This is a genomic window from uncultured Roseibium sp. (assembly GCF_947499295.1).
Classification (GTDB): Bacteria; Pseudomonadota; Alphaproteobacteria; order Rhizobiales; family Stappiaceae; genus Roseibium.
Genome location: NZ_CANMNP010000018.1, coordinates 152,761 through 164,740, shown reverse-complemented (window position 1 = coordinate 164,740; position 11,980 = coordinate 152,761). Strand labels below are relative to the sequence as shown.

Genomic DNA, 11,980 nt, shown 5'->3' with positions numbered 1-11,980 from the left:
CGGGACACTCCTCTCTCACTAGAAATGTGCCCAAAAATTCGCAATCAAATCGGACCAGTTTCACGGGTCAAGACCAACCTTCATCGAGGCCTTCAACGGACGGTTCAGGGCCGAATGCCTGAATGCACACTGGTTCCTGAGCCTTGCGGACGCTGCCGAAAAGTTGGAGGATTGGCGAAAGGACTACAACGAACACAGACCACATGGCGCTATCGGCAACAACGTTCCGATGGACCTGATGAAATCAGAACATGCAACCAGCCCGTGTTCCTGATTTGGTGATGTGCTCCCGCTAAATGCCCCCGATTTGGGTTAGAGTTTTCCGCGACGATTTTCCTGGCTGGGAAGGAGCGGAATTGATGAAGGCATCAAAGTTTTCGGATGCGCAGAAGGCATTCATCGTCAAGCGTGGCGAAGAAGGTGTTCCTGTTGCGGAGATCTGCCGTGAGGCGGGGATCAGTCAGGCGACCTATTTCAACTGGCGGAAGAAGTACGCGGGCCTGATGCCGTCAGAGATGAAGCGGCTCCGTGAGCTGGAGCAGGAGAATGCCCGGCTCAAGAAGATCGTCGCGGATTTGTCCCTCGACAAGGAAATGCTCCAGGACATCGTCAAACGAAAGCTCTGAGGCCTGCCCGGAAAAGAACGCTGGTCGACGAGATGCGGTCGGACTGGTCGGTATCCATTCGCCGTGCCTGCGCGGTGATCCGGTTTGATCCGACGACCTATCGTTACAGGTCCCGTCGACCCGGTCAGGCCGCTTTGGAACAGCGGATAAGAGAGATCTGCCAGACGCGCGTCCGGTTCGGATATCGGCGCGTGCATGTTTTGCTGCGCCGGGAAGGCTGGATGATCAATCAGAAGAAAACGCGACGGATCTACAACGAATTGGGTCTGCAACTGAGAAACAAGCATCCCAAGCGCCGGGTGAAGGCAAAGCTGCGCGAAGACAGGCAGGAAGCAGTCGGGCCGAACGATGTCTGGGCGATGGACTTCGTGCATGACCAGCTCGCGACCGGTCGGAAGATCCGCGTTCTGACGGTGATCGACACGTATTCCCGCTATGTGCCGGCGCTTGAACCGCGTTTCAGCTATCGGGGCGAGGATGTGGTGAGAACGCTGGAAACTGTCTGCGCCTGGATTGGCTACCCAAAGACGATCCGAGTCGACCAGGGCTCCGAGTTCATCTCCCGGGATCTTGATCTTTGGGCCTATAGAAGGGGCGTCACGTTGGACTTCTCAAGGCCTGGAAAACCGACGGACAACGCGTTCATCGAGGCATTCAATGGGCGGTTCAGGGCGGAGTGTCTAAATGCCCACTGGTTCCTGAGTCTTGCAGATGCGGCCGAAAAGTTGGAGGATTGGCGAAAGGACTACAATGAAAGAGGTGGCTCGGTTTGTCTGAACAGTTCAGGGCGTTTGCTAAGTGGATTTCCGCCTGGATTATGCCGCCGCCATCATCGGCGTCAGCGCGTTGAAGTAGGCCTGATCCGGCGTCTGCCGGTCAAGGGATGAATGTGGGCGTCGTGTGTTGTAAAAGGTCAGATAGCGGCCGATGCCAGCGCGGGCCTCGGACACGGTCTTGTAAGCGTGGAGGTAGACTTCCTCGTATTTGATAGACCGCCAAAAAAGCCGCTCGACGAAGACATTGTCCCGCCAAGCGCCCTTGCCGTCCATCGAGATGGCGATCTCAGCTTTCTTCAGCACCGCCGTAAAGTCGATGGAAGTGAACTGCGAACCTTGGTCAGTGTTGAGTATTTCTGGCTTGCCATAGCGAGCCAGCGCCTCCTCGACTGCCTCGATGCAGAAGGCTGCCTCCATAGTGATCGACAGCCGCCACGACAGAACCCTCCGGCTGAACCAGTCCACGACGGCACAGAGGTAGACAAAACCGCGAGCCATCGGAACGTAGGTTATGTCCATTGCCCACACCTGGTTGGGCCGGGTGACCGCCAGCTTTCGCAGGAGATAGGGATAGATTTTGTGACCTGGCGCTGGTTTCGAGGTGTTCGGGCGGCGATAGATCGCCTCGATGTCCATCTTCTTCATCAGCGTGGCGACGTGAAGCCGGCCGACACGCAGCCCTTCTCCATTCAAGAGCCCTTGCAACATCCGGCTTCCCGCGAACGGGTAGTTGAGATGCAGTTCGTCGATCCGGCGCATCAGAGCCAGATCGCTCTCAGACACCGGACGAGGCAGATAATAGACACTGCCACGGCTGAAGCCGAGAAGCTTTGCCTGGCGCACAACGGATAGCTTATGCTCGCGGTCGATCATTTCTTTCCGCTCAGCAATCCCGCCTTGCCGAGCGCTCCGGCTAAAAAATCATTCTCCAGCGTCAGCTCCCCGATCTTGGCATGCAGCGTTTTGACATCGACGGTCGGCCCTGCCGGTACCGCCTTCGATTCATCGCCGAAAACGCCTGTCGCTCCCTCAAGAAGCTGGTCTTTCCACTGCTTGATCTGGTTCGCGTGCACGTCGAACTGCTGGGACAGTTCCACCAGTGTCTGCTCGCCTTTGATCGCGGCAAGCGCAACTTTCGCCTTGAAAGCCGGGCTGTGGTTCCGGCGCGGTCGTCTCGTCATCGTCTCTCCTGTTTCCGGCATCTAAGCCAAAGTCAGGCAGAAATTCCACTTATCCCAGCTGTGCAAATTTCCCGAGCCAGCTCTGAATACAGACCTCATGGCGCCATCGGTAATAAGGTGCCGATGGACCTGATAAAATCAGAACACGCAGCCAGCCCGTGTTCCTGATTCAGTCCGGAAAACTCTAGCCCGTCCCGGGGGCGTGTTGGGTAGCACTCCATCAGTCCGGAAAACTCTAGCCCGTCCCGGGGGCGTGTTGGGTAGCACTCCATTGGTAGGGAAAACTCTAGCCCTTCCCGGGCGCGCGTTGGGTAGCACTCCAATGCCGCGAGGGACTCTACATCAAACTGAAGGAGTTTTCAGGTTGCAGGTCACATCCGATCTGCTTGAGATTGGCATTCTCTGCCTCAAGCTCATGCAACCGTTTAGCATCTTACACATCCACGCCGCCATTCTTGCGCTTTCCCAGCGATTAGGGAAGCCAAAATCGACTCAGACTCTTTTGGAACCGCTCTAATTAGAAATTGTAGAATAAAATTGCAAAAATACTTTATTCCCTGGGCTAAAACTCAAAGCTGTTTTAATTGCCTCTATCGCTTCTTCTTTGTTACCTAAGTTTTCATGGCATCTTGATCTCAGATAATGCGTCCACGGTTTTTTTTCATCTTCATAGAGAGCACGCTCTACAATAGTCAGCGCCTCAACGAAGCAATCACACTTCAGATACAAATCAGCTAGATAGAGCCTATGATCGAGAGTTTCCAAATCAGCTACATCGTCTACATTATTTCTAATCAGCTCGAGCGCACATTCTGCCCCTTCCTTCCTTGCATAAATTTTAGCTAACTCTAGTAATATCCATTTATCGTCTGGAAACTCAACCCTAATACTCTCGAGTATCGCACGAATTTCGTCATACTCTCTCAATTTATGTCCAAGATTCAATAACCGTTGAGTATATTTTTTTTCACTTGGCATTTCTGATGCCGCATCAATCGCAAGGTTAAAAGCTTTTTCATAGTTTTGCTGACGCTCATAAATAAATCCAAGGTAATGTTTTGCCTCATAGATAGTATCATCTATTGAAATCACATGCTCGTATAATTCTTTTGCTCTTGTATCATTCTTTTGCTTTTCATAAAATCTTGCCGTCAACATTGCGAGCCAAATGTGAGAAAAAGAACGTTGATATAGCTCTTCTACCAATTCACTTCTCAGAGAAGCGCTAATGCGACCTGCAGCGAATGCGAGTTGTGCCGCATTAGGCAAATATTCCACTAAATATTTCGGCACCGAGTTTCCAAAAAGCGCTTGCATTACACTAGTTATTTTTTTTTCTTCCTTGAAAACTACTTCCGAAACCACGTTTTCACTACGATTAGCCTGCTTCCAACCTGTGTTGAGACCGGCAAAGTGACGAAGTATGAATTCTGAAGAGATTTGGTCGACTTTTTTTCCTCCGAAAATGTCGTGAACCATCCACTGTTGGTGTTTGGTGATCTTGCGAGGAACGCATGCCCATTTTTTTCCACACCAACCGTATTCCGAAAGATCTGTAAGTTCAAAATGATGATGTCTAGGTGGCCCAATAATTTGCAAAGCTTCACGGCGTTGGTTAGTCATCCACCGCCCCTTGATCGCGATATAGCCCGTTTCAGAGTTTTCTACTGTTTCGAACAATCGATGTCTTTCGCTGAAAATTAACTCATCTACGTCGCACTGAAGTACACTTCGGGCTTTAGTCAACATACGCCATCTTGCATGCTCCAAAAAAGCTCGTTGCGTATACGAACTATCTGAATTGCCATCGGTAACTCCCCAGGGAAAGGGCCAACCAACGATTGCTACTTTCTTTAATCCTTGTATATCTTTCAATGCGTCGAGCAAATCGTCAATGACGTATTCGGTTGATCCATTATCATACAAACAAACAGCGTCTGCTCCATGAATTTTCACATAAAATTTAACAAAATCATGTACCCATTGAATACTATTATTTTTGTTTATGAACAATAACACTCGGCAATTTTCAAAAAATTTACTTTCGTTCTGCGAGATTGAGACCGTATGATCGAACAGTTTAGACTTTAAGCGAACAGATTTATCCTTGGCGTCACCTGATAGTTTAAAAAAATCTAGGTTCGTTTTCCTATTATGAATAAATTTACATTCTTCGCCACTGGTGTATAGGAACTTCATTCCATATTTCCGAACATGGCGCCCTAAAGGGGGAGCTATCGCAAGTATACCCCCGCTGTCATCATAAAATATGTCGAAAAGAACGGTTAAGTAATCGTATTTTTGTTTGTAGTTTGGCCCTTGCTGTGCACCATGTCGACATGGATCTCTAAACGCAGGCGACAAGTAATTGATTTCTTCCGTAATGTATGTGGGCGAAATCGAAGGCTTAAGTATCTTCATGTTTGTAGCTTTTCGTCCCCGCTTCTATTTCTAGCAATGCCAACGCATTCGAGGCATCCACACGCTTCTCAAGACTACCGGCACCCCTAAAATTGACCATTACATCTTCAAAATATTAAATACATGTCAATATTTTATCCGATCCCAGTTTAACTTGATATTATTTTCTCTTTTTTGTCTTTCATTTTCCGAATTTCTTTGCGTTTACTTTCGAAGACAATCGGTGAGATTCGGGTGAATGAAGAAAGCGGAGCCGCAAATTTATGTAAATTTTCGTCGGCGATAAATCTGTCGTAGCTGACGAAAACAACTACGTTTTGCTGTAGCCACCAATACATGTTTTTATCAGCTTGGATAAAAGGACGTACGGCATCAAGAGGCACATAACCTAAGTTCCAAAAATTTCCAATCCAATGCTCTATGTATTGTTCATTGATATGGCCAGCACCGCCTTGTCCAGGAATTGCAGCCGAAAATAACACAAAGTCTGAAGCGTTCGTGAGCGACGCACAGAAATTCGAAGCCATTTTTTCAGGAAGATGCTCCGCCACCTCGATGCTTATCGCCAAATCATATCTCTGTTGAGTTTCAAAAGTCTTTTTTGACAAGTCCACAACTTCAATTTTTTTTCTGTCAACCAGCGTCTCGGTCTCTTTGAGCCAAGGACCTTCCACCCCCTTAATATTCTGTACACCTAATTTCGATGCAGCATTCAACCAAGCACCTATGCCGCAACCTATATCTAACATACTATTGAAGTTGTGAAATCTTTTCACGATACTCAAGATTTTATTAGCATTATATAAACGTCTCTCCATATCTTTTTGATGAGATTCAAGCACATGCTTGTAATTGACCATTCGATGCGCTCCATAGTGTCCAGCAGTTTTAGCAATCGTTAGGGTATAGCTAACCTGGGATTTGATTCAGTAGTTGACTTGTGACATTTGCTATTTGATTTGATTACAGTTCGCAAGTAAGTGATATTGCCTGCTTTTGAACATATTAGTCCTCCTATTTTGCGCACTGAAGCATTCGTTATTTGCTGTACTATTTCATGATATCAATGTGGCCATGCATTCGACAGTTTCTTCTCAAGCTTTCATAGTAAACTTTGAAACCACTCTCAACAATTCCAAAAAAATGGTTTCGTCTCTGAAATGCCTTTCAAGCCAAGACATTCGAGGTTTTCTATAGTCGAGATAGAGAACGCTCTTTAACGGCATGATAATCCCACTGTCTCTGAAAATTCTTTGCATCGCACCAGCCATGCGGTCTCTATAGTTTTCGACGTAGTCAGTGTAGACGATTGTCGGCACACCCGCGCTAAGCGCATCCATCGCAGCAGTTGACGTGCAAGTGAGCGCCAAGGATGCTCTCGCCAGAGCTTCCTTCATTGTGCAGGCCGAAAAGACTATGTTTTCGGGAACCTCCCAAAGATCCTTGAACAGATCTGGATAGTTGAATTCCTCCCTGTGAACATGATCGGTGTTCTCGTTCGGCAGGTGCCGCAGTTTGACGAAGAGCTGCCGATGGGGATTAGCAAGTGCAATCGCCCGCAGCACTTCGGCGATATGAATTCGGCTATTATAGGTCACAGGGCTTATGGCCTGAGCGAAGAAGAAAATGTCGCCGCCACGATCATCTCGCAGCTCAGCTGGTTTTAGAAAGTAAGGATGCCCCCAGGACACATGTTTCCAACCTCGGCCCGTAATTTCGGGGCCGTAGGCGTCCGCATCAGTCTGGCTGTTCAGGAACACCACATCAAAGTTGCGCCGGTTTCTCACCCCACGCTCCGGCGTAAATTCTAGACCTGGCTGAAATGCGATGAAACACGGCCGCTTTCCCTCGGCCATATACGCCTTATTGTTGACCAGATCCCGTATCTCCCTTGTCACGCGGCACACGATGACGGCATCGAAGCTCCTAAGGAACTCCGTCGAAAGGGCTTCTTCTTCGGCCACTAGATCAGGACCGTTTTCGGTATTTGCATTCATCTGACGGTCAGAAATCTGAGCGGCATCCCGGCTGTACTTCATGTAATAGCTAACGCAATCGTGGCCGCGACGGGTCAGCTCTTCACTCATCCTGGCCGCAAACAGCAACGAGGAATCGTCAAAAAACGGAAGCAAGATTTTCACGATTTGAGATCTCTCAGGAAGTCGAGAAGAACCTGTTGTTGGCGAGCGTCATGTGCCTTGTCGGCCCGTTCTATCAACTGGTCGACCGCGGCCTCCAACCGCCTTCCTCGTCGATCAATCCTTGAGAGGTAACCGCAGTGCAAACCGTCCACTATTGCTTGACAAAAATCTAGCAAGCTCCGGAAAACGTAATTCATTTGCGAGCCTTTCGATACCCGTCTGTTCAATTCACGTATAGTGGAATGGTCAGCCTGCGAATATACTCCGCAGCTTTGAATGTGATTTCAAAATATCTAAAATCTTTCGCTTTCTTTTGAAAGACCTGGACAAGTAAAAATCTGGACTTTCTTGCAAAAACGCTTCTCTCAGAGCATCCGAATTCTCACATTGTCGCGACGACACGTTCTCTATTGACCTCTTATCCCGCCCGATCTGCATGGCCTCCGAAACGAGTTGCTTGATCGACAAAAGCGGATCGAGAACAAATTGCTCGCCCCAGTGCTTGTTCATCCGCGGCGGCACGTCAAGGTCGATGTGTTCGAAGCTCCTCAGTAACCCGGACCCATAAAAATACTGCAAACCGTAATCGTCATGCGCTCCGAAATCTGCGATCAGTGTCGTGTCAATTCCGGCATGCAACGCTTCAATGGCAACTGTTGAGGAAATTGTCAGGCAGTGTGATGCTCTAGCGAGCAGCGCGGGAGTGCGCTCCTCCGTAAGGTGGATATTCGCGGGTACGCCTTCATCCAAACTGGCGACTTCGCCAAACAAGTGATCAATCGCGTGCCAGGTTCTGTGCAAGGTTGCCTTCTTGCCGGCCGCCCGCGCCTTGATCAGGAATTCCTTTCCCGGATAGCGCCTCGCCAAGGCGCAGAGCTGTTCGGCCAGAAACCTTCGCTCGTGATAATAGCGCGGAATAACGGCCTGCTCGAAGAATACGACAGGCCCTTCCGCTGCGACATCAGATTTTCTTTCTATCTTCTCCAACAGAGACGCGTTGCCGAACAGCCTGGCATTCGACGCATCCTGATCAAAGGACTCGCACATTGCCGTGTAAGCCTCTACGTCCCTCTCGCAGTTCAGCCACAAAAAATCTGCCGGAGCGCGCATGGAAAAGCCGTCAAATGCATACCGCAGCACAAGACCGGGATAGACACAAATCACCAGTGGCCTTGTACTTCCCAAATCCTGCAAATAGTGAAAGAGATGTCGTGTGGACATCCCTTCAAGACACGACAAAACAATGTCGTACGATTTGATTTCACGGCTCTGACAGAGGCCTTTGATCGTAACGACCGGAATGGGATTGCTAAAACCCAATTCCGCAACCTGCCCATCACTAATCTGTTTTTTCTTGCGTGCACTGACAAGCGCGAAGTCGACAGTAGCTCTCTGTCGCTCGAAATACGGTGCAATGAGCCGCGCCGTGTTGAGGAAGGAATCATATCCCGCAAGAGCGAGTACACGCATTGACTTTACTCCACGAGGCCAGCTGCGATGAGGTAGTCGCACATTTCCCGGACGGCCCCTTTTCCACCATCAGCCTTCAAGATACGGTCGGCCGCATCCAGCGCGGCAGGATGTGCGTCCGCGGGTGCAAAGGACAGACCACAAGTCCGCATGCAGTCAATATCGTTCACGTCATTGCCGATATAAACAATTTCAGTCCACTCAAGCCCTTGTCCTTGACGCCAGGTGTCCAGAACGGAAAGCTTGTCCTCGATCTGGTTCATCACCGGCACCTGCAACTTCGCAGCCCTTGCCCGGACGACCGGATTGGCCTCCTTGGAAAGGATCATCAACTTCACGTTCCGCTTGCGCAGGAGTTCAAGGCCAAGGCCATCCCTCCGGCTGCAAGTGACCGACTCCCGGCCGTCCTGGTCCACGATCACCCGGTCATCGGTATGTACACCGTCGAAATCCGTGATGACGGCCTTGACCTTGTGTTCCCCTGCTGCCGATTTGGGGGGTCGTTCGCGCGCGTTCAGGAAAGCTTCGACCACGTCCCAGTCTTCCTTGTTGTCGATCTCCACGGTCGGACCCTCGACAGGCACCATGACAACCGGTCCGCAGAACCGTTCCTTCTTTTCAAGAAAGGACGGCACATGCATCGAGTAAATCGCGCCGTTTTCGCGGTATCGCGGCTTCATGTCCTGACGGCGCTGTCGCGGCTCATTATGGTCGTGTGTGATGCCTTCAGCGAAGCCGTCGTCGTCTTCCTGCCAGATAAAACCGTGATCTTCGACGACGGAGAGAGCTGCACGCGCGCCTTTGCCGACCATGGTCTCTAGGACGAGATCAATGTCTTCGGAACGAGTAAATGCTGACGTGCATTGCAGAAACACAAGATAGTCCGGCAGAGCATGCCCCTGCTCCTGGATCCACTGGAGCGCGTGCAGAAGTGCGGCTTCCGAACTCGCGGTACTGTTGCTCAGCGTCTCCGGACGCCGAATGACGGTCGCACCTGCCGCCGCTGAGATCCGTAAGATGTCTTCATCATTGCTGGTGACGAAGACCTCTTTCAGCGACTTTGCCTGCAATGCCGTCTGGATTGTGCGTACCACAAGGGGAACACCAAGAAGAGGAAGAATATTTTTGCGGGGGAGACCGACAGAGCCTCCCCGCGCCGGAATTACAGCAATGACGTCCATTGGACTTAAGACACTTGGCGGATATTCGCGCCGTGCTTTTCCTCACGCCATTTCAACTTGTCGCGCTGAATCTTCTCGACATCCAGAAGATCGGATTTTTTGAATTCTAGTGCTTTGGCCACATTGCTTAAGTCGCGACACATTCGGCGAAGCCCATCCGGCTCAAGGCTGGCTGCATGGTCAGTTCCCTTCCAAGTCCGGTCAAGCGTGAAGTGGCGCTCGATATATTCGAACTTGCCCTTGCCATAACGCTCGTAGCCGGCAGCGCCGAGAGCCATGGCTGCGACGTCGGCCGCAATCCCCAGGTGGTGACCTGAGAAACCGATCGACTTGACGCGGTCGCCGTATTTTTCCTGAAGGGTGTTGATTTCCATCAGGCAGAGGTCCTTGAAGGCAACCGGGTAACCGGACGTGCAGGCATAGACCACGAGGTCCTTGGCGCGGCCGTGCTTCTCGTAGAAGGCAATGACCTTCTCGATTTCGTCGCGCGTGGTCATCCCGGTCGAGACGTGGATTTCTCCGTCATAGTTCTTGCAGAGATACTCCTGCAAGACAAAATGCTGGTTGGTTGCCGACGGCAACTTGATTAGGTTCGGCTTCAGTGAGGCTATTTCCTGGGCAGAAGTTAGGTCCCAGACTGAGGTCGAATAGTCAATGCCGACAAGACGGCATTCTTGCTGAATTTCCTTGTGCTGGCCTACAGAAAACTCGAGATATTCGCGGTGCGCACCATAAGTGGGGCCGTATGCGTTCTCCGGCACCGGGTGCGGCGTTTCATACTCTTCAGGGGTCAAAAGCTCGCGATTGTGCCTTTTCTGAAATTTTGCAACATCTGCACCGCAGATTTTGCTCGCAACCTGAATAAGCTCCTTGGCGATATCCATGTCGCCTTTGTGGTTGCAGCCGATCTCAGCAATAACCTTTACATCAACCATTTTTCTACCTTCTCGGCAAAATCTGAAGCTTTGTCAGCATCCAGTACTAAGGATTATTCCCTGTTTCAGGCCCTAAACCTGTTGCTGCTCTATTCCCATATCCCTCTTGTGAGAACAAGTGTGCAGCCGTATTTTTCTTCTCACTATTAACCGGCCGGACTTGCCCCGGTCACCCGTTGTCGCACTGGCCGGCGAATACGCGCAGACTATTTCGTTTTTGTGACAAGAACTCGATCGCCTCATCGATATGCATAAGCGACTTGCTGGAATGATCTACGTAGTGACTGTAATCTATATAGGTGCCTGCGAATACTGCTTCGAGTGTCGCCGGTCCGCGCCGGGACGGCGCAGGCACCATGCGATCTCGAGTGATGCCCCACCCGCCGTAAAAGGGCATGCCGAAGCAATGCACTTCGCACCCGGCCAGAAGGGCCTCGAAACCCAGTTGGCTCGAAACGCAATACACTTTAGCGCACCCTTCCAGCAACGCCCAAGGGTTTAGTGCTTCTGGCGTCAATCGCAACCGGTCTTCAGAATAACAATGCCGAAAAGCTACGTTTTGCATCGCAAGATTTTCTAAATATTCCACGCTAAAATGCCCTGCTTTTCGCCCGAGCATGGTCTCTGGATGAACACGCAGTAAGATTTCCGCATCAGGATTTTCCGCGACGGCAGCCCTGAGCATCTTATCAAAGGAGTCTCGTCCCGCGCCTGCACCCGAAATGGAGGCATCTCCGGCGGTCTGATCGACAACCAACACCCTGTCCATCCTATCTGCAGACTGAAGCCCAAGACTTACCAGACTATCGATCATATTATAATTGTATTTCGACAGGCGACGCTCGCGCAAAACCTCGATCATCCGATAGTCACTTGCTTTGGCACCGATGCACCTGCGGCGGTTGATATAGGCTTCTAGGTCACTAGGTTGGGAGGCGTCGTAATATATGCCTGTCCTGTCTATGATCATGCCAAGCGGCAGTTCCGCATCACCCGGGAATACAGAGCGCAAGAAAGCATCTTCAAACGCGATGTAAGGCTTACCAGAAATGCGGGCAACCTGACGAGTTTTAGCTGCGGTCGGTTTATGTCCCCAGCCAGCATATAGGTCCGCTTCCCCCTTCAAGATCGACAGCTTGAATGCTGCTCCACCAGACAACAACTCTACAGCATCTCGAAGCCGCCATAAGCCGGAAGTGGCTATTCCGATCTTCATGCACGTTCAACCTGAGCCCAGCACCAACACGAC

General features: G+C 50.6%; 8 protein-coding genes and 2 pseudogenes. 2 read left to right on the top strand and 8 right to left on the bottom strand.

What is annotated here, in order from left to right; translation table 11 throughout:
- Nucleotides 1-70 precede the first annotated feature (70 nt).
- Both Q0835_RS24155 and Q0835_RS24150 read left to right on the top strand, forming a co-directional pair.
- Nucleotides 71-274, top strand: a pseudogene (locus tag Q0835_RS24155) (transposase); the annotation flags it as partial.
- 85 nt (nt 275-359) lie between these two features.
- Nucleotides 360-1,381 (top strand): annotated as a pseudogene (locus Q0835_RS24150) (IS3 family transposase); the annotation flags it as partial.
- Nucleotides 1,382-1,441: 60 nt separating this feature from the next.
- Here Q0835_RS24150 and Q0835_RS24145 read toward each other — a convergent pair.
- The 8 genes from Q0835_RS24145 to Q0835_RS24110 all read right to left on the bottom strand — a co-directional run bounded on the left by Q0835_RS24145 (nt 1,442) and on the right by Q0835_RS24110 (nt 11,947).
- A protein-coding gene (locus tag Q0835_RS24145) for an IS3 family transposase (RefSeq protein ID WP_298965091.1) occupies nt 1,442-2,583 on the bottom strand; the annotation gives its coding sequence in 2 pieces (ribosomal slippage) (nt 1,442-2,316 and nt 2,316-2,583; 1,143 coding nt in all).
- A 513-nt stretch (nt 2,584-3,096) separates the two neighbouring features.
- Nucleotides 3,097-5,004 carry a hypothetical protein gene (locus Q0835_RS24140; RefSeq protein WP_298965089.1) on the bottom strand — a complete coding sequence of 636 codons (1,908 nt, stop codon included), beginning with the start codon at nt 5,002-5,004 and terminating at the stop codon, nt 3,097-3,099.
- Between the two features lie 149 nt (nt 5,005-5,153).
- Complete coding sequence (locus Q0835_RS24135; RefSeq protein ID WP_298965087.1) at nt 5,154-5,864, bottom strand: methyltransferase domain-containing protein; 711 nt, start codon at nt 5,862-5,864, stop codon at nt 5,154-5,156.
- Between the two features lie 234 nt (nt 5,865-6,098).
- Complete coding sequence (locus Q0835_RS24130; protein ID WP_298965084.1) at nt 6,099-7,145, bottom strand: DUF6716 putative glycosyltransferase; 1,047 nt, start codon at nt 7,143-7,145, stop codon at nt 6,099-6,101.
- Between the two features lie 246 nt (nt 7,146-7,391).
- Complete coding sequence (locus tag Q0835_RS24125) at nt 7,392-8,615, bottom strand: DUF6716 putative glycosyltransferase (protein WP_298965081.1); 1,224 nt, start codon at nt 8,613-8,615, stop codon at nt 7,392-7,394.
- Nucleotides 8,616-8,620: 5 nt separating this feature from the next.
- The gene (locus tag Q0835_RS24120; RefSeq protein WP_298965078.1) at nt 8,621-9,796 is read right to left on the bottom strand and encodes an acylneuraminate cytidylyltransferase; all 1,176 of its coding nucleotides are present in this window, start codon (nt 9,794-9,796) and stop codon (nt 8,621-8,623) included.
- Nucleotides 9,797-9,801: 5 nt separating this feature from the next.
- Nucleotides 9,802-10,731, bottom strand: coding sequence for an N-acetylneuraminate synthase family protein (locus tag Q0835_RS24115; protein ID WP_298965075.1), 930 nt, complete (start codon nt 10,729-10,731; stop codon nt 9,802-9,804).
- A gap of 169 nt (nt 10,732-10,900) precedes the next feature.
- The gene (locus tag Q0835_RS24110; protein ID WP_298965073.1) at nt 10,901-11,947 is read right to left on the bottom strand and encodes a hypothetical protein; all 1,047 of its coding nucleotides are present in this window, start codon (nt 11,945-11,947) and stop codon (nt 10,901-10,903) included.
- Nucleotides 11,948-11,980 lie beyond the last annotated feature (33 nt).

What these genes read in the sequence shown, in the direction of transcription:
- Q0835_RS24140 (WP_298965089.1), bottom strand. Translation starts at nt 5,004, where the DNA reads ATGAAGATACTTAAGCCTTCGATTTCGCCCACATACATTACGGAAGAA.
- Q0835_RS24135 (WP_298965087.1), bottom strand. Translation starts at nt 5,864, where the DNA reads ATGGTCAATTACAAGCATGTGCTTGAATCTCATCAAAAAGATATGGAG.
- Q0835_RS24125 (WP_298965081.1), bottom strand. Translation starts at nt 8,615, where the DNA reads ATGCGTGTACTCGCTCTTGCGGGATATGATTCCTTCCTCAACACGGCG.
- Q0835_RS24120 (WP_298965078.1), bottom strand. Translation starts at nt 9,796, where the DNA reads ATGGACGTCATTGCTGTAATTCCGGCGCGGGGAGGCTCTGTCGGTCTC.
- Q0835_RS24115 (WP_298965075.1), bottom strand. Translation starts at nt 10,731, where the DNA reads ATGGTTGATGTAAAGGTTATTGCTGAGATCGGCTGCAACCACAAAGGC.
- Q0835_RS24110 (WP_298965073.1), bottom strand. Translation starts at nt 11,947, where the DNA reads ATGAAGATCGGAATAGCCACTTCCGGCTTATGGCGGCTTCGAGATGCT.